At 58.2% G+C, this 23265-nt stretch carries 21 protein-coding genes; 17 read left to right on the top strand and 4 right to left on the bottom strand.

Annotated elements, in window-relative coordinates:
* On the top strand, window positions 1-960 hold the full coding sequence (fmt, locus tag C5L39_RS02205) for a methionyl-tRNA formyltransferase (RefSeq protein ID WP_123047261.1): 960 nt from the start codon (window positions 1-3) through the stop codon (window positions 958-960).
* Window positions 957-2465 (top strand): RsmB/NOP family class I SAM-dependent RNA methyltransferase, encoded by a 1509-nt coding sequence (locus C5L39_RS02200; RefSeq protein WP_123047260.1) that lies wholly within the window; start codon window positions 957-959, stop codon window positions 2463-2465. The genes fmt and C5L39_RS02200 overlap by 4 nt, the downstream gene beginning before the upstream one ends.
* Before the next feature lie 46 nt (window positions 2466-2511).
* Here C5L39_RS02200 and C5L39_RS02195 read toward each other — a convergent pair whose 3' ends face one another.
* Window positions 2512-3282, bottom strand: a complete 771-nt coding sequence (locus C5L39_RS02195) for an enoyl-CoA hydratase (protein ID WP_123047259.1) — start codon at window positions 3280-3282, stop codon at window positions 2512-2514.
* Window positions 3283-3500: 218 nt separating this feature from the next.
* Between C5L39_RS02195 and rpe the strand changes: the two genes are divergently transcribed.
* From rpe to secG, 15 genes are all read left to right on the top strand, one after another.
* Window positions 3501-4157 (top strand): ribulose-phosphate 3-epimerase, encoded by a 657-nt coding sequence (rpe, locus tag C5L39_RS02190; RefSeq protein WP_123047780.1) that lies wholly within the window; start codon window positions 3501-3503, stop codon window positions 4155-4157.
* A gap of 2 nt (window positions 4158-4159) precedes the next feature.
* Window positions 4160-5155: a bifunctional diaminohydroxyphosphoribosylaminopyrimidine deaminase/5-amino-6-(5-phosphoribosylamino)uracil reductase RibD gene (gene ribD / locus C5L39_RS02185; RefSeq protein ID WP_123047258.1), complete on the top strand. Its 996-nt coding sequence runs from the start codon at window positions 4160-4162 to the stop codon at window positions 5153-5155.
* An 8-nt stretch (window positions 5156-5163) separates the two neighbouring features.
* Complete coding sequence (locus C5L39_RS02180; RefSeq protein WP_123047257.1) at window positions 5164-5784, top strand: riboflavin synthase; 621 nt, start codon at window positions 5164-5166, stop codon at window positions 5782-5784.
* The gene (locus C5L39_RS02175) at window positions 5759-7075 is read left to right on the top strand and encodes a bifunctional 3,4-dihydroxy-2-butanone-4-phosphate synthase/GTP cyclohydrolase II (RefSeq protein WP_123047256.1); all 1317 of its coding nucleotides are present in this window, start codon (window positions 5759-5761) and stop codon (window positions 7073-7075) included. Before C5L39_RS02180 ends, C5L39_RS02175 begins: the two co-directional genes overlap by 26 nt.
* Window positions 7072-7554 carry a 6,7-dimethyl-8-ribityllumazine synthase gene (gene ribH / locus C5L39_RS02170; RefSeq protein ID WP_123047255.1) on the top strand — a complete coding sequence of 161 codons (483 nt, stop codon included), beginning with the start codon at window positions 7072-7074 and terminating at the stop codon, window positions 7552-7554. Before C5L39_RS02175 ends, ribH begins: the two co-directional genes overlap by 4 nt.
* A 35-nt stretch (window positions 7555-7589) precedes the next feature.
* Window positions 7590-8138: a PH domain-containing protein gene (locus C5L39_RS02165; protein ID WP_123047254.1), complete on the top strand. Its 549-nt coding sequence runs from the start codon at window positions 7590-7592 to the stop codon at window positions 8136-8138.
* A gap of 3 nt (window positions 8139-8141) precedes the next feature.
* A complete protein-coding gene (gene uvrC / locus C5L39_RS02160; protein WP_123047253.1) occupies window positions 8142-10217 on the top strand; it encodes an excinuclease ABC subunit UvrC in 2076 nt (691 codons plus the stop codon).
* 47 nt (window positions 10218-10264) lie between these two features.
* Window positions 10265-11173 (top strand): RNase adapter RapZ, encoded by a 909-nt coding sequence (gene rapZ, locus C5L39_RS02155; protein WP_245974848.1) that lies wholly within the window; start codon window positions 10265-10267, stop codon window positions 11171-11173.
* Window positions 11142-12161: a gluconeogenesis factor YvcK family protein gene (locus C5L39_RS02150; RefSeq protein ID WP_123047251.1), complete on the top strand. Its 1020-nt coding sequence runs from the start codon at window positions 11142-11144 to the stop codon at window positions 12159-12161. Before rapZ ends, C5L39_RS02150 begins: the two co-directional genes overlap by 32 nt.
* Before the next feature lie 45 nt (window positions 12162-12206).
* Window positions 12207-13190: a DNA-binding protein WhiA gene (whiA, locus tag C5L39_RS02145; protein WP_123047250.1), complete on the top strand. Its 984-nt coding sequence runs from the start codon at window positions 12207-12209 to the stop codon at window positions 13188-13190.
* A 359-nt stretch (window positions 13191-13549) separates the two neighbouring features.
* The gene (gene gap / locus C5L39_RS02140) at window positions 13550-14554 is read left to right on the top strand and encodes a type I glyceraldehyde-3-phosphate dehydrogenase (RefSeq protein ID WP_123047249.1); all 1005 of its coding nucleotides are present in this window, start codon (window positions 13550-13552) and stop codon (window positions 14552-14554) included.
* A 184-nt stretch (window positions 14555-14738) separates the two neighbouring features.
* Entirely contained in the window at window positions 14739-15956 is a 1218-nt protein-coding gene (gene pgk / locus C5L39_RS02135) for a phosphoglycerate kinase (RefSeq protein WP_123047248.1), read from the top strand.
* Between the two features lie 47 nt (window positions 15957-16003).
* Entirely contained in the window at window positions 16004-16786 is a 783-nt protein-coding gene (gene tpiA, locus C5L39_RS02130; protein WP_123047247.1) for a triose-phosphate isomerase, read from the top strand.
* A 6-nt stretch (window positions 16787-16792) separates the two neighbouring features.
* A complete protein-coding gene (ppc, locus tag C5L39_RS02125; RefSeq protein WP_123047246.1) occupies window positions 16793-19558 on the top strand; it encodes a phosphoenolpyruvate carboxylase in 2766 nt (921 codons plus the stop codon).
* An 89-nt stretch (window positions 19559-19647) separates the two neighbouring features.
* On the top strand, window positions 19648-19884 hold the full coding sequence (gene secG, locus C5L39_RS02120) for a preprotein translocase subunit SecG (RefSeq protein WP_123047245.1): 237 nt from the start codon (window positions 19648-19650) through the stop codon (window positions 19882-19884).
* An 86-nt stretch (window positions 19885-19970) separates the two neighbouring features.
* On the opposite strand, the gene pgl is transcribed toward secG, so the two are convergent.
* From pgl to zwf, 3 genes are read right to left on the bottom strand one after another with little or no spacing between them, the layout of a single operon-like run.
* Window positions 19971-20705, bottom strand: coding sequence for a 6-phosphogluconolactonase (gene pgl, locus C5L39_RS02115; protein WP_123047244.1), 735 nt, complete (start codon window positions 20703-20705; stop codon window positions 19971-19973).
* Window positions 20706-20708: 3 nt separating this feature from the next.
* Window positions 20709-21671: a glucose-6-phosphate dehydrogenase assembly protein OpcA gene (locus C5L39_RS02110; RefSeq protein ID WP_123047243.1), complete on the bottom strand. Its 963-nt coding sequence runs from the start codon at window positions 21669-21671 to the stop codon at window positions 20709-20711.
* A gap of 46 nt (window positions 21672-21717) precedes the next feature.
* Entirely contained in the window at window positions 21718-23256 is a 1539-nt protein-coding gene (gene zwf, locus C5L39_RS02105) for a glucose-6-phosphate dehydrogenase (protein WP_123047242.1), read from the bottom strand.
* Between the last annotated feature and the right edge of the window lie 9 nt (window positions 23257-23265).

Raw genomic sequence — 23265 nt, 5'->3', positions numbered from 1 at the left:
ATGCGTTTGATCTTTGCCGGTACTCCGGAACCCGCAGTCGTAGCACTGCGTAGACTCATCGATAGTGAACACGAGATCCTTGCCGTGATCACTCGGCCCGACGCCCGACGCGGGCGGGGGCGAACGCTCCACCCCTCACCTGTTTCTGCTCTCGCGCAGGAACACGGCATCGAAGTCCTCACCCCGAGCACCCTCAAAGCTGGGACCGAGGATGGGGAAGCTCTTCGTGCGCGGCTCATAGAGCTGGCGCCGGAAGCTATCCCGGTGGTGGCTTATGGCAACTTGGTCCCGCCAGACTTATTGGATGCGCCCACCCACGGTTGGGTCAATCTACATTTCTCGCTCTTGCCGGCTTGGCGCGGTGCGGCACCAGTGCAGGCCTCAATCAAAGCCGGGGACGATATCACCGGAGCTTCCGCTTTCCGCATTGAAGAGGGACTAGACACCGGCCCAGTGCTGGGCACTGTCACTGAGACCATCCGTCCGAGTGACACCGCTGATGATCTTTTGACTCGCTTGGCCTATTCCGGGGCAGACCTACTCGTGGCCACGATGGATGGTCTTGAGTCCGGAGAACTGATGGCTCAGCCGCAGACCGGGGAAGCCAGTTACGCGCACAAGATCTCTACCGAGGATGCTCGCGTGGACTGGAACACTCCGGCTTTTGCCGTAGATCGGCATATTCGTGCTCATACTCCAGGCCCGGGTGCGTGGACGATGCTCGGTGATGACCGGATTAAGATCGGTCCGGCCACTATGGTCGACGGAGCATCCGAAGAACTCGTGGAGCTTGACCCCGGCCAACTATTGGTTGATCGGAAGCATGTCCTCGTTGGAACCGGCGCCGGTGTTATTTCACTCGGCAGCGTACAACCCCCAGGTAAGAAGATGATGGCTGCTACTGACTGGGCCCGCGGCAACGCGAGCCTGCAGAGCGGCGAGAAAGTGAGCTTTTCATGAGTGGCGGATTTAGGTCTCGGAGTAAGAAAGGTAGCGACGAGGCAGCCAAGGCCAACAGCCAGCGGCCTTCATCCCCGAAGCGCTCCGCTAGTGGACAGCCACCGCGGAAGGCCTCATCGGCACCGACGCAGCAGCGCAAAGAAAGCGCTCCCAGTTTTGACGCGCCTGGCTTGGATAAACCACGCGTCCTTGCCTACGAGATTCTTACTCGAGTCCGCAAAGATGATGCCTATGCCAACTTGATTCTGCCCAAGGCACTACGCCAGCGGAAGATCATCGAACGAGATGCTGCCTTTACTACCGAAATTACCTACGGCACCTTGCGCACCGTGGGAGTGCTCGATGCCGTGATCGGCAAGTGCTCGTCTCGTCCGGTGAAAAAGATCGCCCCGGAGGTGCTTGATGCCTTGCGTCTAGGCGCTTACCAGCTGCTCTACACCAGGGTTGAGCCACACGCTGCGGTCGATACCACTGTCCGGCTCGTCGAAGCCAGCGGCAATGAAAAGGCCAAGGGCTTTGCCAACGCCATCATGCGCACTATTTCCCGCACTAAGCCGGAGCAGTGGATTGAGCAGCTGACCCCAGATGGTGAAATCGCCGCCGCGGCATTCCGCAACGCTCATCCGCTCTGGATCGCGGAATCCTTCTCCCGAGTATTGGGCCTGGGAGATCTTGAAGAAGCATTGGCCGCGGACTCCGATCGACCCACTGTCCACTTGGTTGCTCGCCCAGGTGAGCTCTCTGCTGAAGAACTGGCATTGATTACCGGGGGAGAAGAAGGCCCATGGTCTCCCTATGCAGTGCGCCTTCCCTCCGGTGACCCAGGTGATTTGGAACCGGTCCAGCAGGGATTGGCCTCAGTCCAGGATGAAGGCTCCCAGCTGGTGGCCCGTTCCGTGGTCGAGGCCCCAGTGGAAGGCACAGACAATGGCCGTTGGCTCGACTTGTGTGCTGGCCCCGGTGGAAAGGCAGCCCTCATTGGTGCGCTAGCCGGGATCGATGGGGCGCATCTCGACGCCGTCGAATCCTCGAAGCACCGCGCAAAGCTGGTAGAAAACAGCACTCGTGGGCTGCCGGTGACCGTTCGCGTTGCCGATGGTCGCGATCCGGGACTGGATGCAGGATACGATCGCGTCCTAGTTGATGCACCTTGTTCTGGTCTTGGCTCACTGCGTCGTCGGCCAGAAGCTCGGTGGCGCAAGGAAGAATCAGATATTGAAGGTCTCAACCCGCTCCAATTTGAGTTATTGACCAGCGCTTTGAATCTAGTGCGCCCTGGTGGCGTCGTGGTCTATGCCACGTGCTCGCCGGATGTGCGCGAAACCCGGATGATCGTGGACAAAGCAGTGACCGAGCTAGGTGCTGTCGAGATTGATGCCCACGAGCTGGTTGCCCCGATGACCGAGGTTGGCCACCACAAGAGCGTGCAGATGTGGCCTCATCGCCACGGCACTGACGCCATGTTCTTTGCGGTGCTGCGCAAGGCTGAGTCCCAGCAGGCTTGACCCTGCGGCTGGACTGGCTGGCTGGCTGATCCAGCTTTCGAGGCGATCAGCGGCCAGTGAACCGCGGGGAGCGCTTCTCTGCTCGGGCGGCTCGGGATTCTTCGACGTCTTCGGAATGCCAAGCCGCCGCGGAAACCTCAGCTCGGGAAGCCTGGTCAAAGGGGCGGTGCGAGGTACGAGCGAATTCATATTTAAGGTGCCGCATCGTCAACGGCGCCTTGGCTGCGATGAGCTCTGCCAGTGCTAGGCCATCAGCGAACTCGCCTGCCGAGACGGCAAATCCCGAGGACACCGCCTCTTCTGAGCTTAGCGATGCGCCAGTAAAGAGCATCGTGCGAGCCAGCGCACCACCCACCAGGTTTTCTAAAGTCGCGATGGTGACCTCATCGAGAGCGATTGCCACATCCCCAATCGGAACTCGGAATAGCGCAGAATCCGATACCACTCGCAGATCGCAGGCCATTGCTAGTTGAGTACCTGCACCGATGGCTGGCCCATTGATCCACGCGACCACTGGGATGGGCAAAGTCTGGATGGTGCCCAGCATCTCTAAGAGTTTTCCGTAGAAGCCACCGGCGTAGACCCCACCACTAAGGTCCGCTCCAGAGGAAAACACCGTACCTGCGCCCTGCAATAGAACCACTCGAGCACCGTCGGTGACCGCTGTCAGCATGGATTGCTCAATGGCTTCGCACATGGGGATATTAAGACAGTTGCGATTGACATGGCGATTGAGTGTCAACGATCTAATCTGTCCATCGGCTCGGTCTTCAGCCAGTACTAAGGGTTGATCAGCAGGTGCGGTGGTGCCAGACATGATGAGAGTGCTCTTTTCTCGAGGTAGTTTTGGTGACCTTAACTAGTTTTCTGGTCTAGCCTAACGCCTAACACACGAAAGTAGACCCAGGTTGTGCAGTATATTCTGCGCTTACCGAGGACCACGCTGATCGGCTTTCTGTACTTGCTACTAGCCAGCTCTTTTCTAGTGGCAATTGACCATCGGAACACCCCATGCTGCCGGGTACACTCAAATACATGGCTACCCCGATTCTTTCACCTTCGATTCTTGCTGCCGATTTCTCCCGACTTGGCGAGCAGGTCCGCGCTGTCGCCAATGCTGACTGGATTCACGTGGACATCATGGACGGACATTTCGTCCCGAATCTCTCCTTCGGACCGGATATCACCAAAACCGTGGATAAGGTCACAGATCAGGTGCTTGATGTGCACTTGATGATTGAGAACCCAGAGCAGTGGGTCGATTCCTATATTGATGCTGGCGCGGATTGCGTAATCTTCCACGTCGAGGCCACTGAGGACCATGTCGCCTTGGCTAAGCATCTTCGTAATAAAGGTGTGCGTGCTGGTTTCTCCCTCAAGCCTGGCACCCCGATTGAGCCCTACCTGGCGGATCTTGCCCACTTTGATCTCGTCTTGGTCATGAGCGTTGAGCCGGGCTTTGGCGGGCAGTCTTTCATGCCGGATCAGCTGGAGAAAGTTCGTATCTTGCGTGAGGCCATTGATACCAACGGGTTGGATATCCTGATCGAAATTGACGGCGGTATCTCTGAGAAGACCATCGAGTCTGCGGCACAGGCTGGTTGTGACGCTTTCGTCGCCGGTTCTGCGGTCTATGGCAAGCCCGATCCGGCTGCCGCCGTGGAGGAACTTCGCCGCCTAGCTAGCGTCTAACTATGGATGATCGCATCGGCCAAGCTCTGGCAGCAGCAATAGCCGCCGGGGACCAGGTGCGTGGCACCACTAGCCCGAATCCTCCGGTGGGTGCTGCGATTATCTCTGCGGCCGGGGAGCTGGTCGGAGTGGGTGGTACTCAGCCTGCCGGTGGCGCACATGCAGAGATCATGGCGCTGGCGGCAGCCGGTGAACGAACCAGGGGAGGCGTCGCCGTCGTCACGCTGGAGCCCTGTAACCATCGTGGCCGCACCGGTCCCTGTTCACATGCCTTGGTTGAGGCTGGGATTCGGCAAGTGCACTATGTTCACTCCGATCCCAACGCACAGGCGGCCGGTGGTGCTGAGTACTTGCGTGATCACGGTGTCGAGGTTGTCCAACTGTCGACCACCGTGCCCGCATTAAAGTCGTGGTTGAGCGCATTGCGCCTAGGCCGGCCGCATGTGACATTAAAGTTTGCACAGACTCTCGACGGATTTACCGCTGCTTCTGACGGCAGCAGTCAGTGGATTACTGGAGAACACTCACGACGAGACGTGCACCGAGATCGGTTGCACCGGGACGCGATCATTATCGGCACTGGGACCGCTCTGGCAGATAATCCTTCGTTGACCGCCAGGCTCGATGAGGCGACTCCCCCTGAGCGTCAGCCGCGGCGAGTCGTCATTGGGACCAGGGATCTAAGCGGATATGCCGAGAATCTGCACCGGCTCGGTTTTGAACAATATCCGGAAATTTCTGTGGCGATGGCGGCGTTGTGGGATAAAGGTGACCGAGACATTTTGGTCGAGGGCGGCGCCGGATTGGCTTCCGGATTCATTGAAGAAGGCGTAGTTGATACCGTGCGTGCCTACCTGGCACCGATGCTGCTTGGCGACGGCCGCGGGATACTCTCTCGGGCGGTCGGCCAAACGCTTGTCGACGCCGCTCGCTTCCATCTCGATGATGTCTCCAGGCTGGGCGAAGACGTCCTGCTCGAGTTTTCTAGAAAGGACTAATTACCACCATGTTCACCGGCCTAGTCGAGGAAATCGGCGCAGTCTCCGCGCTGGAACCACAGGGGGATGCCCTCCGATTGAGTATTGATGCCAGTACTGTTCTCAGCGATGTTGCGCTCGGAGATTCCATTGCAGTCAATGGCGTGTGCTTGACTGTGGTGGAATTTACTCCGGATTCCTTCCTAGCGGATGTCATGCAGGAATCGCTCGATCGGAGCAGTTTGGGACACTTGGTGGTGGGCTCTCCGGTCAACCTTGAGCGCGCCATGAAGGTGGGCGCCAGGCTGGGTGGCCACATCATGCAAGGGCATGTCGATGGCACTGCAGAGCTGATTTCTAGGACTTCTTCGGAGCATTGGGATGTCCTCAGGTTTAGCCTTCCAGTGGAAGTGGATCGCTATGTCGTGGAGAAGGGCTCCATTGCAGTCAATGGCACGTCCTTGACTGTTTCGGCCGTGGGGGATGGCTGGTTCGAGGTTTCCCTGATCCCGACCACCTTGGAAGAGACCACCCATGGCCAGCTGAAGCATGGTGATGTCGTCAACCTGGAAGTCGATGTATTAGCTAAGTATGTCGAGAAGATGCTCGCTGGAAGGGCCGACGATGACCAGTGGGGGGCCAAGGGCTAAGGTGACCAACGTGAGTGACGATTCCGTGGACCCCAAGGGCAGCCTCCGACTCGACAGCGTGGAGCAGGCAATCTCCGACATCGCGGCTGGTAAAGCCGTGGTCGTCGTCGACGATGAAGATCGTGAGAATGAGGGTGACCTCATCTTCGCAGCCGAGTTAGCAACCCCTGAGCTGGTGGCCTTTATGGTCCGCTACAGTTCCGGCTATATCTGCGCCCCGCTAACTAGCGCCGATTGTGATCGCCTCGATCTGCCTCCGATGGTGGCTAACAACGAAGACACCAGGCATACCGCCTACACCGTGACCGTTGATGCGGCGACTGGCTCGACCGGCATTTCTGCTACCTCCCGCTGTGAGACCATCCGCCGCTTGGCAGATCCCAGCACCGGTCGCAAAGACTTCACCCGGCCGGGACACGTTGTTCCGTTACGTGCTGTTGCCGGCGGTGTGCTGGCTCGCGATGGGCATACCGAGGCGTCCATCGATCTGACCCGCTTGGCTGGTTTGCGTCCAGCCGGAGTGCTCTGCGAGATCGTCTCCGAAGAAGATCCCACCGATATGGCCCGCGGCCCAGAGCTGCGGAGATTCGCCGATGAGCATGGCTTGAGCATGATTTCCATCGAGCAATTGATCGCCTACCGGCGACGCACTGAGCGTCAGGTTAAGCGCGTCGTCGAAACCCGTATGCCCACCTCCTTCGGCTATTTCCGGATGTATGGCTACGAGCACTCAATCCATAACAATGATTTGGTGGCGCTAGTGGTAGGTGATGTCACCAGTGCTGATGAGGTTCTTGTCCGAATCCACTCGGAGTGCCTCACCGGTGACGTATTCGGCTCCCATCGCTGCGATTGCGGTCCTCAGCTGCATGAATCTATGCGTTTGGTCCAAGAAGCTGGCCGCGGAATCATCATCTACCTCCGTGGTCACGAAGGCCGGGGAATCGGGCTCTTGTCTAAGCTCAAGGCTTATCGGCTACAAGACAGCGGTCTCGATACCGTCGATGCCAATCTAGAGCAGGGACTTCCTGCTGATTCTCGTGAATACTCCGCCGCCGGGCAGATCCTCGACGATCTGGGCGTGACCTCGCTATCATTATTGACCAATAATCCCGCCAAATGCAGTGCTTTAGCTGAACTCGGGGTTGAGGTTGTCGGGCGAGTCCCCGTTTTAGTGGAACCGAACCGGGAAAATATCCGTTATCTGCGCACCAAGCGTGACCGGATGGGGCACGACCTGCCAGCACTGGACCAATGGGATGCTGATCACCCCGAGGGAGAGCCGAAATGAGCAAAGAAGGCCTGCCTGGAATGGGGAAGTTGGACGCCTCTGGGCTCAGCGTGGCAGTAGTTACTGCTCGTTGGAACACCGAGATCTGCGAACAGATGCGTATCCGAGCGGTAGAGACTGCCAACGAATTTGGAGTCTCGACAGTCACTGAGGTCCATGTCACCGGCGCTCTAGAGCTGCCAGTGCTGGTCCAAGAGCTGGCACGTACTCATGATGCCGTCGTGGCACTAGGATGCGTCATTCGCGGTGGCACCCCCCACTTTGACTACGTGTGTGACTCAGTCACCGCAGGTCTAACTCGCATTGCTTTGGATGCTGCCACCCCCGTGGGCAATGGAGTACTCACTACCAATGACCAGCAGCAGGCCATTGACCGCGCCGGTTTTTCGGACTCGGTAGAAGATAAGGGTGCAGAGGCCATGACCGCCGCGCTCGACGCCGCCTTGACCATTAGATCGATCCGCTCAACCTGCGGTTAGAATGAGTATCACTGCCGCTAACCGCCGTGGACAACATGAAAGATAACGCCGTGGACGCCGAGAATAATTCCCGTAAGTCGCTGACTGATCAAGAGCTAGCCGTCTATAACGCGCTAGATCCCCACGCGGTGACCACCACCCAGCCATGGGAGTTTGAGGTTCGTTCCCGGTACCTGCGCAAGATCGCCTGGATTTGCGTGGTCGTGGTCATGGTTATCCACCTGTTTATGGGCGCAGTGGTGGACGTAGAGTTCACCGGTGCCGCTGTAACCACTATCGATAAGTTCGCTTTTCCTCTAGTTGGTGTGGTCATCTCGGTCTTGGCCTACCTTTCCTTCACTCGACCTCGCGTCCGCGCCAATTCCGATGGAGTGGAAGTCCGCAACATTGTCGGCACTCGCTTTTACCCCTGGACGGTCATCTATGGCCTATCCTTCCCGCAGGGCTCGCGCATGGCTCGGCTAGAGCTGCCCGAATTCGAGTACGTTCCGATGTGGGCGATCCAGGCCGGCGACGGTCAATCCGCTATTAGCGCAGTCTCTGAGTTCCGTGAGCTCGAGGCCGCCTACATGCCGCAGGACTAATCCTTGGCAGACCCAAGCACGTACCGCCCAGCACCCGGGGCCATCCCTACGGATCCGGGAGTCTATAAATTTCGGGATGAGCACCGACGAGTGATCTACGTCGGCAAAGCCAAGAATCTGCGTTCCCGGCTCTCAAATTACTTCCAGGACGTCAGCGTCCTGCATCCGCGCACTCGCCAGATGGTCTTGACTGCGGCGGCCGTCGAATGGACGGTAGTCTCCAGCGAGGTTGAGGCACTCCAGCTGGAATACACCTGGATTAAAAAGTTTGATCCACGCTTCAATGTCAAGTATCGCGATGATAAGACCTATCCGCTATTGGCAGTGTCCACGGGGGAGACTATCCCGCGGGCTTTCTTTTTCCGTGGGCCACGACGTCGTGGCGTCCGCTATTTTGGTCCCTATTCCCATGCGTGGGCCATCCGCGAGACTCTTGACCTGTTGATCCGAGTCTTTCCCATGCGGACCTGTGCCAAGGGCGTATTCAACCGGCACGAATACCTCGGACGCCCCTGTTTGCTTGGCTACATCGATAAATGTTCAGCGCCGTGCGTGGGGAGGGTCAGCCCGGAAGAGCATCGGGAGATCGTCAACGGATTCGTCTCCTTTATGGGCGGGCGCACCGATCCGGTTCAACGGCAACTGACTTCGGAGATGGAGCAGGCCGCCGAGGAGCTCGACTTTGAACGCGCGGCTCGGCTGCGCGATGATCTGGCCGCCATCACAAAGGTCATGGAACAGCAATCGGTAGTGCTAGGAGATGGAACCGACGCCGACATTATCGCCGTGTCCACCGACCAACTCGAGGCCGCCGTGCAGGTCTTCCATGTCCGTGGTGGAAGAATTCGTGGGCAGCGCGGCTGGGTAGTAGAAAAATCCGGTGACCATGCCGATTCTGCTTGGAGCGATCAAGATGGCCAAGATGAGCAGGATCCGGCGCTGCCGGCGATCATGCAGAGCTTCTTGGTCCAGTTTTACGGGGATGCCGTAGAGCGTGCCCAGCTGGAAGAGCAAGATGAGCAGGAAAAGCTGCAACGACGGGGTGTCGATAAGCTCTCCCACGAATTGACCAAGCCTGGTGCGGTTATCCCGAGGGAGATCCTGGTACAGGTATTGCCGGAGGATCTGACCCAGGTCACCGACCTGATTGCGGGCTTGCGTGGATCAGGGACTGATCTGCGAGTGCCTCAGCGCGGCGACAAGCGGGCGCTGATGGAAACGGTAGAAAAGAATGCGCGCGACGCCCTTCGCCAGCACAAACTCAAACGAGTCGGCGATCTCACTGCCCGTTCCGCAGCGCTGGCAGATATCCAAGAGGCGATAGGCCTAGAGCAAGCCCCTTTGCGCATCGAATGCACTGATATTTCCCATATCCAAGGCACCGATGTCGTGGCTTCCTTGGTGGTTTTCGAAGATGGTTTGCCCACCAAGGCCGATTATCGGCGCTACCGCATCAAGGAAGCTGCGGGAGACGGGCGCTCCGATGACGTAGGTTCCATTGCTGAAGTCACCCGTCGGCGTTTTCTGCGGCACCACCAAGACAAGCGATCGGTGCCCGATGAGCAGGTGCTGGAACAAAGTTTTAGCGATGAGAGCACAGTAGAAGAGATGAGCACCGATCATCGGCGCTTCGCCTACCCACCAAACCTTTATATCGTCGATGGTGGTGCTCCACAGGTCGCTGCGGCTCAGAAGGTGTTCGATGAGCTCGGCATTGTCGATGTCACCCTGGTGGGGTTGGCCAAGCGCCTTGAGGAGATTTGGATACCGGGGGAGGCCGATCCGTTGATTCTGCCGCGTAACTCCCAGGGGCTCTATTTGCTTCAGCAGATTCGCGATGAGGCCCACCGTTTCGCTATCACCTATCACCGCCAGCAGCGTTCCAAGCGCATGCGCGTCTCGGAACTCGACGGAATTTCCGGCCTTGGCGCTAGCCGTAGAACCGAGTTGGTGAAGCACTTCGGATCGGTGAAAAAACTTCGCCTGGCCAGCGTTGAAGAGATCGAACAGGTCGTTGGTTTTGGGCCGAAACTCGCTGCCGCGGTCTATGCCGGCTTACACAAGGAAAGCAGCGGCTAACGCGACTTAGGGGTCGGATCGGTGCCTGCCAGGATAGGATGGGCAGCATGATCGAGAACCCTGAGGGACGCGCCCCAGCCGCCCAGACCAGCTTCACCACACCTCCGGTGTTGATCACCGGCATGTCCGGAGGTGGTCTCAGCTCGGCTGCCCGGGTTCTTGAGGATAAGGGTTTTTTCGTTACCCATAACCTGCCGCCCCAGCTGATACCGGAGTTCCTTGAGCTGTGTGTCAGCGAGGATTCTCCCGTAGACAAAGTCGCTCTAGTTACCGATGTTCGCAGCCGCATGTTCCACGGCAGCTTCAAAGATATCTTGGCAGATTTGAAAGAACGCGGAATTGGCCCGACCGTTCTATTTATGGATGCCCGCGATGACGTTCTCATTCGCCGCTTTGACAGCGTTCGTCGTACCCATCCGCTTCAGGGAAGCGACACCCTTCACCTCGGAATCGATCGGGAGCGTGAGCTGACACTGGAGCTGAAGGCCAACTCGGACATCATCATTGACACCTCCAACCTGTCGGTGCATGACTTAAGGCGAGCCATCGAGGCTTCATTCGGCAATATGGCGCATAACCGGCAACATGTGACCATTGAGTCTTTTGGTTTCAAGCATGGCGCCCCCCGCGATGCCGATTTGATGATCGACGTCCGCTTCATTGCTAATCCTTATTGGGTTCCTGAGCTGCGTGGGTTCCGTGGGATCGACGCCCCAGTTTCTGACTACGTACTTTCTCGGGATGGCGTGGGGCTATTCATCGACAATTTCATCACGATGTTTGCCTCCATGCTTGAGGGTTATCAGCACGAAGGCAAGAGCTTTATTACCATCGCCGTCGGCTGCACTGGAGGTCACCATCGCTCGGTCGCCGTCTCTGAAGAGATCGGTCGCCGCCTGAATGCAGTAGGCGATACCGACGTCAATGTTATCCACCGCGATATCGACCGCAGCTGAAGAATCCACGGAGACTTCGATGAAATTTACTTCGCTGGGAGGAGGCCACGGCCTCTACCAGACACTGGTTGCTGCCAAGCTCAGTGCACCTGATTCTATTACCGCTATCGTGACCGTCGCTGATGATGGCGGATCCTCTGGCCGGATACGCCGCGAGCTGGGAATAATCCCGCCCGGAGATTTACGGATGGCACTAGCTGCCCTAGCCCAGGATGATGAGCACGGCAGCATGTGGGCACAGGCCCTCCAACACCGCTTTGGTGGTACCGGAGCCTTAGCTGGGCATGCGGTGGGGAACCTTCTTATCGCCGGATTGACCAGCGTGCTGGGCAACGAACAAGCTGCCCTGGACACGGTCGGGGAACTGACTCACTCTCAGGGGCGGGTCCTTCCCATGTGTAATCAGCCCCTAGACATTGAGGCAGATGTTTCTGGCCTAGATGATGATCCTCGCGTGATGCGACCGGTTCGCGGCCAAGTCGCCGTAGCCAGCACCCCGGGTGCAGTGCGCCGAGTCCGGTTGCTCCCTGAGCAGCCGGAGGCAAATCCAGATGCGGTCGCAGCGATTCTGGACGCCGATCTGGTCACCCTTGGTCCCGGATCCTGGTTTTCTTCGGTTATTCCACACTTGCTGGTCCCGGGGATTGTCGATGCGCTCAATTCCACCGATGCTTTGAAAGTAGTAGTGCTCAATCTCTCGGCGGAGCCAGGGGAGACCCAAGGTTTTTCTTCCGAGCGTCATTTGCACATGCTCAGCCAGCATGCCCCCTCGTTGAGAGTGGATCGGATCCTTGTCGATGGTCATATTCTGCCCAGTAGTACTGAGCGAAGGTACCTCGAAAGAGCTGCTCAATCGCTGGGTGCCGAGGTGATTTTTGATCAGGTTCGCCAGCGAAATGAGACGGGACAAGCCAGCAACCTGCATGATCCTGCACGACTTTCTGAAGCGATTTCGGCGATCTACCAGTCTGCTCGGCTGGCCGACTAAACTATCTCGGATGCAAAACTCTCAATCAGGAAGGCAGTCGAATCCGTGACATTGACCGCTAGAGTCAAGGACGAACTCGCCAGGACGGCGCCTCCCCGGCAATCGCAGCGCGCAGCAGAGACAGCTGCGCTGCTGCGCTTTGCTGGGCAGATGGAAATAATCGCTGGCCGCGTGGTCATCGAGGTTGAAGTCGATCGCGCAGATGTGGCCCGACGGTTGAGTAACTCTTTGGCCGAGCTTTATGGAGTCAAAGTACATTCCCACATCATCGGACCCGGGGGGATGAGCAAGAGCTCCCGTCATCTGCTTAGGGTCAACGAAGGCGCTGATGAAGTCTGTCGAAGGCTTGGCCTGGTGACCCGTTCTGGCCACCGAGTGGTAGGTCTGCCTCCGCAGGTCATTGGCGGTACCGTAGCGGACAACGAGGCTGCGTGGCGAGGCGCATTCATGGCTCATGGGTTGTTAACTGAGCCTGGCCGTTCCTCAGCGTTGGAGGTTGTTTGCCCCTGCCAAGAGGCAGCCTTGGCGTTGGTGGGCTGTGCCCGGCGGTTGGGAATCACTGCCAAGACCAAGGAAACTCGGGGAGCAGATCGAGTAGTTATCCGAGATGGCGATGCTATCGGTGCCTTGTTGACTCGGATGGGTGCTCAGCAAGTGCGCCTGGAATGGGAGGACAAGCGCATGCGCCGCGAAGTTCGATCCTCTGCTAACCGGTTGGCCAACTTTGATGACGCCAACTTAAGGCGTTCAGCCCGTGCAGCCATTGCCGCTGCAGCCAGGGTGGAGCGCGCTATGCATATTCTCGGCGACGATGTTCCGGAGCATCTGGCAGAGGCTGGTCAACTCCGCGTCCAGCATCGTCAGGCATCCCTGGAAGAACTCGGTCGGCTGGCCGACCCGCAGATGACCAAGGATGCGGTGGCCGGGCGAATCAGAAGATTGTTGTCGATGGCTGACAAGCGGGCGCGGGAACTAGGTATCTCGGATACTGGGGAAGCGGTCACCGAAGACCTGCTTGATGATGCGTAGATTTTAATTCAGGAACCCATTGTGCGGTATCCCACAATGGGACCTAAGAGTGACATTTGGGGGTGGGTGAGGGAGTCTGCCTACAGTTTTTGCCGACCAACTGGCCAGGATCTCCCCGTGAAGGGGCTGAATTAGCCCTGATAAGGGCCATTTCGGAACTGAGTGCGGGGATAGCAAAAAGATCTGGTCAATAACGGGCAAAGATAGACAGGAAGCAATGTTTGAGTGGTCACTGCAAGGTGGGCTGACTCTCGCTAAACTGAGTAACGAACGACCATGATCACCGTCTTAGGACAGACCGTCTTTAGACTGATCGAGATCGCTTTCGGACACGTTTACTCAAGCCCTAGGAGATTATTGTGACCACCCGCGTTGGCATCAACGGCTTCGGCCGTATCGGCCGTAACTTCTACCGCGCAGTCATGGAGCGCAGCGAGAACATCGAGATCGTCGCGGTCAATGATCTGACCGACAACAAGACCCTCTCCACTCTGCTGAAGTACGACTCCATTCTCGGCAAGATCGACCAAGACTTCGAGTACGACGAAGAATCGATCACCATCGGTGGCAAGCGCATCGCCGTTTCTGCTGAGCGCGACCCGAAGAACCTGGACTGGGCCGCCCACAACGTCGACATCGTCATTGAGTCCACCGGCTTCTTCACCAATGCTGAAGCAGCTAAGGCTCACGTCGAGGCAGGTGCCAAGAAGGTCATCATCTCGGCTCCGGCCAAGAATGAGGACGCCACCTTCGTCTACGGCGTCAACCACCAGGACTACGACCCGGAGAACCACACCGTCATCTCCGCCGCATCCTGCACCACCAACTGCTTGGCCCCGATGGCCAAGGTCTTGGACGAGAAGATTGGCATCGAGCGTGGTCTGATGACCACCATCCACGCCTACACCGGTGACCAGCGCCTGCATGACGCACCGCACTCCGATCTTCGTCGCGCCCGCGCAGCCGCAGTCAACATCGTCCCGACCTCCACTGGTGCTGCCGCTGCCGTCGCCCTCGTGCTCCCGCAGCTTAAGGGCAAGCTCGATGGCTACGCACTGCGCGTTCCGGTCATCACCGGTTCCGCCACCGACCTGACCTTCACTGCTAGCCGCGAGACCACCGTCGAAGAGGTCAACGCTTTCATCAAGGAAGCCGCCACCGGCGAGTTCGGCGAGACCCTGGCCTACACCGAAGATCCGATCGTCTCTACCGACATCGTCAAGGATCCCCATGGCTCCATCTTCGACGCTGGCCTGACCAAGGTCATCGGCGATCAGGTCAAGGTCGTTTCCTGGTACGACAACGAGTGGAGCTACACCTGCCAGCTTCTGCGCCTGACCGAGCTGGTCGCTTCTAAGCTCTAATCTCCAATCTCCAGTACTTCCCCCGATGCGTCCTTAAGATAGTAAGAGACGCCCGGCCGGGGGAGTGCCTCCCTGCAGCCCGGGGTGTGCCTCGGCACACGTCGGGCTGTAGGTCTATCCGGACTCTCTGCGGCGCGGGGCAAGCGTCGCCAGGTTTTCACCCGACAACATCAAGGATTCAGTCATGACTGTAAAGACTCTGCAGGATCTCCTCGACGAGGGCGTCGACGGCCGCCACGTGCTCGTCCGTTCCGATTTCAACGTCCCGCTCAACAGCGAGGGCGAGATCACTGATGCCGGACGCATTACCGCTTCGCTGCCGACCTTGCGCGCGCTCGTTGAAGCCGGCGCGAAGGTCATCGTCATGGCTCACCTTGGTCGTCCCAAGGGCGAAGTTAACCCCAAGTTCTCGCTCGCCCCGGTTGCTGAGGCACTGTCTGAAGCACTGGATCAGTATGTGGCACTGGCCGCCGACGTCGTCGGCGAAGATGCCCACGAGCGCGCTAACGGCCTGACCGAGGGCGATGTCCTGCTCTTGGAAAACGTCCGCTTTGATGCTCGTGAGACTTCCAAAGATGAAGCAGCACGCGGCGAGTTCGCCGACCAGCTTGTTGCCTTGGCCGCCGACAACGGCGCCTTCGTCTCTGACGGTTTCGGTGTCGTTCACCGCGCGCAGACTTCGGTCTACGACGTCGCCAAGCGACTGCCTGCCTACGCCGGAACCCTAGTCGAGAAGGAAATCTCGGTTCTGCAGAAGACCGCCACTAATCCGGCCAAGCCTTATGTCGTCATTCTTGGCGGTTCCAAGGTCTCCGACAAGCTCGGCGTGATCGAGGCACTAGCCGGCAAGGCTGACCAGATCATCATTGGTGGCGGCATGTGCTACACCTTCCTGGCAGCTCAGGGCTATAACACCCAGAAGTCTCTCCTGCAGGAAGAGATGATTGATACGTGTAAGGATCTGTTGGAGCGCTTCGGCGACAAGATCATCCTGCCTGTCGACCTCGTGGCTGCAGCAGAGTTCTCGGCCTCCGCCGAGCACAAGATTGTTGCGCTTGATTCCATTCCTGAAGGTTGGCTCTCCCCGGACATCGGACCTGAGTCGGTCACCAAGTTCGCCGAGGTCCTAGCTGCCTCCAAGACCGTGTTCTGGAACGGCCCCATGGGTGTGTTCGAAATGGAGCCCTTTGCTGCCGGTACTGCAGGGGTTGCCCAAGCCATCATCGATGCCACCGCCAACAACGGCTCTTTCTCCGTGGTCGGTGGCGGCGACTCTGCCGCATCGGTTCGAGTGCTTGGTCTCGACGAAGACGGCTTCTCCCACATCTCCACCGGTGGTGGCGCCTCCCTCGAATTCCTCGAAGGCAAGGAACTTCCGGGCGTGTCCGTTCTGGACCGCTAGGTCTCAACCACCCCGCTTGACCTCTACCAAACAAGGAAGTATTTCTCATGGCACGTACCCCGCTTATCGCAGGTAACTGGAAGATGAACCTCGACCACCACCAGGCGATCGCGACCGTCCAGAAGCTGGACTTCGCCCTGCCGAAGGATTGCTACGAGAAGGTCGACGTAGCCGTCACCGTCCCGTTCACCGATATTCGCTCCGTCCAAGCTCTCACTGTGAGCGACAAGATGAAGATCTCCTACGGCGCTCAGGATGTTTCCGAGCACGCCTCAGGTGCCTACACCGGCGAGATCTCTGCTCAGATGCTCGCGAAGCTAGGTTGCACGTGGGTAGTCGTCGGCCACTCTGAGCGTCGCCAGTACCACAATGAGACCGATGCAGTAGTCGCAGCCAAGGCCGCTGCCGTTCTCGCCGAGGGCATGAGCCCGATCGTCTGCGTGGGTGAGCCATTGGAGATCCGCGAAGCTGGCACCCACGTTGACTATGTCACCGAGCAGACCCGTAATTCCTTGGCTGGCCTCGACCCCGAGCAGCTTTCCCGCACCGTTATTGCCTATGAGCCGGTGTGGGCCATCGGTACCGGCAAGGTTGCCTCCGCTGCCGATGCCCAAGAAGTATGCGCCGCTATCCGCGTCCTGCTCCGTGAGCTCGCAGGCGATGAGGTCGCCGATGGTCTCCGTATTCTCTACGGCGGTTCTGTCAAGGATGACTCGGTCGCCGAGCTCATCGGACAGCCAGACGTCGACGGCGGTTTGGTTGGTGGTGCTTCCCTCGACGGAGAAGCCTTCGCCAAGCTCGCAGCCAACGCTGCCTCTGCGGTGGTCTAAACCACTATGACTACTCCCGATCATCTGCAAGAAGACATCCGCTATCTCGGTAGGATCCTCGGCCGGGTGGTCGCGGAGCAAGAAGGCGAAGAGGTCTTCGAGCTTGTTGAACATGCCCGACAGCTGGCCTTCGAGGTCACCCGCGGCAATGCGGACCTCGAGGTGCTGGTAGATCTCTTCCGGGACATCGAGCCGGCCAAGGCCACCCCAGTTATCCGAGCCTTCAGCCACTTTGCACTCATGGCTAATCTGGCAGAGGACATTCACGATGAGGCCAACCGAGAACGCATCCTCGACGAAGGCGGAGCCCCTCAAGACTCCACGCTGGAAGCAACCTGGTCCAAGCTCTCGGAAGCCGGAGTTTCGGCCACCCAGATTGAACATTCACTCAAGGGTGCACTTGTAGCTCCAGTTCTCACAGCACACCCCACTGAAACTCGTCGACGAACTGTCTTCGATGCTCAAAAGCACATCACTGATCTGATGCGAGATCGCCACCAGATCCTGGATGCCGAACCCAATGCACGCACCGAGGCTCGACTAGCCAAGATCGAACAAAATATCGTCCGCCGGATAACCATTCTCTGGCAGACCGCACTGATTCGAGTGGCTCGTCCGCGCATTGAAGACGAGATTGAGGTGGGCTTGCGTTACTATTCGCTCTCTCTGCTTGCAGAGATCCCGACCCTCAACCGAGTGGTGCATGATCGCCTAGAGTCGGAGTTTGGCGCTCAAGACCAGCCTCGGGCGATTGTTCGACCCGGTTCCTGGATTGGCGGAGACCACGATGGCAATCCTTTTGTTACCGCCGGAACCCTTGACTACGCTGCTCGCCGTGCAGCACAAACGGTGTTGAAGCACTACTCCGTCCAATTGCACGCGTTGGAGCATGAGCTAAGCTCCTCCGACCGGATGATCGGGGTAACCGTCGATCTCATTGAGCTCGCCGGTCGCGGTAATAATGATGTCCCCAGCCGGGTTGATGAGCCCTATCGGCGAGCAATCCATGGTGTACGTGGCCGGATTCTCGCCACTACCGCAGCTTTGCTGGGCGAGGATTTCGTCGAAGGTGCGTGGCACCGCAATCACGAGCCCTATGCCACTCCGGAGGAGTTTGACGCGGACCTAGCGATTGTTGATGCCTCACTCCGGGCTTCTCATGATGGGATCATCGCAGATGACCGTCTGACCTCGATCCGCTCAGCGATCGATAGCTTCGGTTTCCACCTTTATTCGATCGATCTGCGGCAGAACTCCGAGAGCTTCGAAAATGTCCTGACTGAGGTATTGGCTACCGCCAGGGTCCATTCGAGCTATTCCACCCTCTCAGAGCAAGAAAAGGTCGAGCTGCTAGCCAACGAGCTGCGCACCCCGCGGCCGTTGGTGCCTCGTGGGTATCGTGATTTCAGCGAGGCCACCCTGCGTGAGCTTGATTTGTTCAGCCAGGCAGCCGATAGTGTTGCCCGCTTCGGCACCGCAATGATTCCGCACCAGATCATCTCGATGGCCACGTCCGTCAGCGATATTCTCGAGCCGATGGTCTTGCTTAAGGAAGTCGGACTCATCCAAGCAAACGGCGATCATCCTACTGGCAGCGTGGACATTATCCCGTTGTTCGAGACGATCGACGACTTGGAAGCCGGCGCTGGGATTCTGCAAGAGCTATGGTCGCTGCCACTCTATCGTTCCTATCTCACCCAGCTGGGAGATATTCAAGAGGTCATGCTTGGATATTCAGACTCGAACAAGGACGGCGGATACTTCGCTGCGAACTGGGCTCTCTACGATGCTGAGACCCAGATCGTCGAAGCCGGTAGGGCAGAGAGCGTAAGACTGCGGCTATTCCACGGCCGCGGAGGCACCGTTGGTCGAGGAGGTGGACCCTCCTATGAGGCAATTCTGGCTCAGCCCCAAGGCGCCGTCGATGGTTCGGTCCGTGTGACCGAACAAGGAGAGATCATCTCCGCCAAATATGGTGCTCCGCGTGCGGCTCGACGCAACCTCGAGGCCTTGGTTTCTTCAACGCTTGAAGCCAGCTTGCTCAACGTCGACGATGTTCCGGACCGGGAGCGCGCCGTCGAAATCATGACGGAGCTGGCTCGGATCAGCCGGGAAAAGTACTCCGCATTGGTCCATGAAGATCCGGGATTTATTCCTTACTTCGTTCAGTCCACGCCTTTGCATGAGATCGGTTCCCTCAATATTGGTTCGCGACCGTCCTCGCGTAAACAAACCTCTGGTGTTGAAGACTTGCGCGCGATTCCCTGGGTGTTGGCCTGGTCGCAGTCCCGTGTCCTGCTTCCAGGATGGTTCGGGGTCGGTACGGCCTTGGAAGAGTGGATCGGAGAGGGCGAGCAGGCTGATGAACGTCGGGCAGAGCTGCGCCATCTCTACGAGACCTGGCCATTTTTCGCTTCGGTGCTCTCGAACATGGCCCAGGTGGTGAGCAAGGCTGGCATGCAGATTTCCGGCCTTTATGCACGGCTGATGGATGATCGCGAGATCGCTGACCGTATCCACGGGGTCATCGTTGATGAGTTCGAGCTGACCAAGCGGATGTTTGCTGAAGTCACTGGCAGCGGTGACTTACTCGCCGATAACCCGATGTTGGCTCGTTCGGTTCGTCGACGCTTCCCGTACCTGCTTCCATTGAATATCATCCAGCTGGAGATGCTGCGACGCCACCGTGCTGGGGACCATCGGGATGCCGTGTCCCGAGGCATTCAGCTGACGATGAATGGACTGGCCACAGCACTTCGCAACTCCGGATAGCGGCTAGGACACCGCCTGCCTGCTACCGGGTAGGTGGTGTACACTGAACCGGAGTTTCACTCTGTCGACGTATAAGGATTCCGCGCCCCATGACTCTCGCTCTTCAGATCATCCTCGTGATCACCTCAGTTTTGATGACGGTGTTCGTGCTCCTGCATAAGGGCAAGGGTGGCGGCCTATCCAGTCTCTTTGGTGGTGGCGTCCAGTCCAACCTTTCAGGTTCCACTGTGGTGGAGAAAAACCTTGACCGCTACACCGTTGTGATGGGCATCATCTGGATCACCTGCATCATTGCACTTAATTTGCTGCAGGCCTTCGGCGCCTAATCTCGCTGAAGCTCAGGCACGGCAAGACTCGAGACCGCGCTCCCGGATAGGGAGTACGCGGTCTCTTTTTCTCTGGCTATTTCTACTTAAGCGGGGAGTTCCCCAGCAGCGTCTTGGCTGAGGTAGAGGACTGTCTCGGGTGCCTGTAGTGCACCAGCAGCTGGCCAATCCGCCGGATCTGCTCCGGCTACGACTTGCGCGGCAGCCTCGGCTTTGTTGGCACCGGAGACCAATAGCCAAACCCGCTGGGCACTAGCTACCGCGGGCAGCGTCAAAGTAACTCGCTGTGCCGGAGGCTTCGGAGAGTCAGTGACCACAACCACCAGCTGCTCGGATTCTGCCACAGCTGAGGTATGGGGAAATAGGGAATTGATATGGCCCTCACCGCCCATGCCTAATAGATGCAGGTCGAAGCCCTCAGGGGCGATGTCCTGGAGAATGCTCGAGTACTCGGCGGCGGGCGCAGTCATATCTTCGCCGGTTAATCCATAGCCGTGGATATGCTCTGGTGGCAGATCTACGTGGTCGAGCAGTGCTACCCGTGCTTGGCGTTCATTGGATTCTGGGTCACTGAGGGCAACATTGCGTTCGTCGCCGAAGAACACGTGTACTCGTGACCAATCGATCTGGCCTTCGTCGAGCTCTCGGATCTTTTCTAGCAAACCAATCCCGGCGCCTCCACCTGTCAGTACGATCCGAGCAACACCATCGCGGTGGCGCCCACCACCAGGCATTTGAAGCTGGCCAAGCAGCTGCATAAGATCCGCTGCTGCCTGATCAACGAGTGTTTCTACAGTGCTGCTTCGATTGATGACGAGCATGTTTTAAGCCTTTTCCTCGATGGTATCTACGCGGTTTAGCCCACGTAAAGCATGGGCGTAGGTCAGATCGGGATCTAGATGGCGCAGTTCTTCCGCAAGACAATCGGCGTCGATACGCACGCTCATGGCGACCAAAGATTCCGGACGGCCAGTGACCTCCACCCGAACCGTGCGGTGATCGAGCACATCGATGGTCACTGGACCAGAAGCCCGGTTCAGGCTCAAAGAACGGATCGGAAACAGCCGGACGTCTTCGGCTGGTTGACATATCTCACGATTAATCCTGATCCCGAGGCAGTCGGCTAACCAACCCGCGGCGATGTCTACCGAGGGAGTATTGGCAGGTCCGGTAATGGTTACCGACTCAATCTCGTCATGGGGATGCTGATCCAGAGAAGAAGCGACGATGCCCCGCCAACCGGTGATCATCGACCAGATCATGTCCGAGTCCCCAGGGGCATAAGCCGCACGTAGCCGCTCCAAAACCTCTGCGCTGGTGCAGCCAGCCTCGCTGGCAGTGCAATGTTCAGCATTAGTAATCCTGCGCTGAGCCAGTTTTCCCAACGGGTGCTTGGACGGTTCCTTCGGTGCCGTAGTGGGCCACCAAGCAACGACCGGGGTGTCTGGTAGCAACAAAGGAGTGACTACCGATTCTAAATGGCCGGTCATCTCACCGGTGATGCGCATGATGACCATCTCGGAAGCCCCGGAATGGCCACCGACCCGAACCTCTGCGTCTAGATGGGACTCCTCATCTGCGGGCCCAGTCAGCAAAACGATGACGCGGGCGGGATGCTCATGGGAGGCATCTCTGGTGACGGAGATGATGTGATCGACGTCGTCATCGAAGGCAGCAACGACAATGAGAGTAAGAACGCGACCGGTGGTCTGCGAGTTATTCTCGCGCGCATCCAACAGACTCGCGGCGATCTTCCTGGTGGTGGTATCCGGGAGACTGATGATCATGATGGCCTTTCCGATTTGGCTAACAAGGTGATGCGGGGCGAGTCGATTAGGGTCGACGCCAAGTGCGGCCGCTACGGGTGAGCATCCGGTCGGCGCCATCTGGCCCCCACGTGCCGGAGGAGTATTCCTCGGGCTGACCTTGGACCGCCCAATATTCTAGGATCGGATCCAGGATTTTCCAGGACAGCTCAACTTCTTCATTGGTGGGAAAGAGGCTGGACTCATCGAGCAAAGCATCCAGGATCAGCCGCTCATAGGCCTCGGGGGATTCCTCGGTGAAGGCCTCGGCGTAGGAGAAGTCCATGTTCACATCGCGGACTTCCATCGTTGATCCCGGAACCTTGGAGCCGAAGCGCATGAGGACGCCTTCATCTGGCTGAACGCGGATGACCACGGCATTGTTGCCTAGCGAAGTGATTTGTCGCTCAGCGAAAGGTTGATGAGGAGCTTGCTTGAACACGATCGCGATCTCAGTGACCCGTCGGCCCAAGCGTTTACCGGTGCGCAGATAGAAAGGCACACCTGCCCAACGCCTGGTATTGACCTGCAGGGTGCAAGCGGCATAGGTCTCGGTGGTGGACTCAGGATCGAATCCTTCTTCCTCACGCAGTCCCTTGACCTGCTCGGATCCCTGCCAACCTGCGGCATATTGTCCCCGAGCGGTGGTTTTGTTCAGTGGATGGACCGGCGAGGTCGCGCGTAGGACCTTGATCTTTTCCGCCTGCAGCTCGGTGGGGTCGAAAGCGGCAGGTTCTTCCATTGCTACTAGTGCTAGCAGCTGGATGAGGTGGTTTTGGATGACGTCGCGCGCAGCGCCAATGCCGTCGTAGTAGCCAGCCCGGCCCCCCAGTCCGAAGTCCTCGGCCATGGTGATCTGGACGTGGTCGACGTAATGGCTATTCCACAGTGGATCAAAAAGCTGGTTGGCAAAACGCAGCGCCAGGATATTCTGGACAGTTTCTTTGCCCAGGTAGTGGTCGATGCGGAACACCGACTCCTCGGGAAAGACAGAGTTGACTACTTGGTTGAGTTCACGAGCAGTGGCGTGGTCGCTACCAAAGGGCTTTTCGATGATCACTCGGCGCCAAGATCGAGGGCTGGCCTCGGCCATCCCGGAGCGCTGCAATTGGTGACAGACCTGGGAGAAATAGTCGGGCGGGACCGAGAGGTATAGCGCCCAGTTTCCGGCGGTACCTCTGGTGGAATCCATCTCCTTGAGAGTTGCTGCGAGCCGGTCGAAAGCATCGTCGTCAAAGGCACCTTCGACAAAATGCATGCCTTCGGCCAGCCGCTCCCAGACATTCTCGCGGAACTTCGTGCGCGCACCCGCCTCCACGGCTGTGCGCACATAGTCCTCGAAATCACACTTGGACCAGGACCTGCGTCCGAAACCAACCAGGGTAAAACCAGCCGGCAACAAACCGCGATTGGCCAAATCATAAATGGCAGGGAGCAGTTTCTTGCGGGCTAGATCCCCAGTGACTCCGAAGATCACCATGCCGGAGGGCCCGGCGATCTGTGGGAGCCGTTTATCGTGGCTATCCCTTAATGGGTTTACCCACTCGGTGGAGGAAGTCGATGGCATATGGGCAGG

It is taken from the genome of Corynebacterium alimapuense (assembly GCF_003716585.1).
Lineage (GTDB): Bacteria > Actinomycetota > Actinomycetes > Mycobacteriales > Mycobacteriaceae > Corynebacterium > Corynebacterium alimapuense.
Note: the sequence above shows the minus strand (reverse complement) of the source record. Positions and strands in the feature narration are given on the sequence as shown.

What these genes read in the sequence shown, in the direction of transcription:
- C5L39_RS02200 (WP_123047260.1), top strand. Translation starts at nt 957, where the DNA reads ATGAGTGGCGGATTTAGGTCTCGGAGTAAGAAAGGTAGCGACGAGGCA.
- C5L39_RS02110 (WP_123047243.1), bottom strand. Translation starts at nt 21,671, where the DNA reads ATGATCATCAGTCTCCCGGATACCACCACCAGGAAGATCGCCGCGAGT.
- C5L39_RS02195 (WP_123047259.1), bottom strand. Translation starts at nt 3,282, where the DNA reads ATGTCTGGCACCACCGCACCTGCTGATCAACCCTTAGTACTGGCTGAA.
- C5L39_RS02165 (WP_123047254.1), top strand. Translation starts at nt 7,590, where the DNA reads ATGAAAGATAACGCCGTGGACGCCGAGAATAATTCCCGTAAGTCGCTG.
- rapZ (WP_245974848.1), top strand. Translation starts at nt 10,265, where the DNA reads ATGATCGAGAACCCTGAGGGACGCGCCCCAGCCGCCCAGACCAGCTTC.
- C5L39_RS02175 (WP_123047256.1), top strand. Translation starts at nt 5,759, where the DNA reads ATGACCAGTGGGGGGCCAAGGGCTAAGGTGACCAACGTGAGTGACGAT.
- ribD (WP_123047258.1), top strand. Translation starts at nt 4,160, where the DNA reads ATGGATGATCGCATCGGCCAAGCTCTGGCAGCAGCAATAGCCGCCGGG.
- secG (WP_123047245.1), top strand. Translation starts at nt 19,648, where the DNA reads ATGACTCTCGCTCTTCAGATCATCCTCGTGATCACCTCAGTTTTGATG.
- pgk (WP_123047248.1), top strand. Translation starts at nt 14,739, where the DNA reads ATGACTGTAAAGACTCTGCAGGATCTCCTCGACGAGGGCGTCGACGGC.
- pgl (WP_123047244.1), bottom strand. Translation starts at nt 20,705, where the DNA reads ATGCTCGTCATCAATCGAAGCAGCACTGTAGAAACACTCGTTGATCAG.
- zwf (WP_123047242.1), bottom strand. Translation starts at nt 23,256, where the DNA reads ATGCCATCGACTTCCTCCACCGAGTGGGTAAACCCATTAAGGGATAGC.
- tpiA (WP_123047247.1), top strand. Translation starts at nt 16,004, where the DNA reads ATGGCACGTACCCCGCTTATCGCAGGTAACTGGAAGATGAACCTCGAC.
- rpe (WP_123047780.1), top strand. Translation starts at nt 3,501, where the DNA reads ATGGCTACCCCGATTCTTTCACCTTCGATTCTTGCTGCCGATTTCTCC.
- fmt (WP_123047261.1), top strand. Translation starts at nt 1, where the DNA reads ATGCGTTTGATCTTTGCCGGTACTCCGGAACCCGCAGTCGTAGCACTG.
- ribH (WP_123047255.1), top strand. Translation starts at nt 7,072, where the DNA reads ATGAGCAAAGAAGGCCTGCCTGGAATGGGGAAGTTGGACGCCTCTGGG.
- C5L39_RS02150 (WP_123047251.1), top strand. Translation starts at nt 11,142, where the DNA reads ATGTTATCCACCGCGATATCGACCGCAGCTGAAGAATCCACGGAGACT.
- ppc (WP_123047246.1), top strand. Translation starts at nt 16,793, where the DNA reads ATGACTACTCCCGATCATCTGCAAGAAGACATCCGCTATCTCGGTAGG.
- C5L39_RS02180 (WP_123047257.1), top strand. Translation starts at nt 5,164, where the DNA reads ATGTTCACCGGCCTAGTCGAGGAAATCGGCGCAGTCTCCGCGCTGGAA.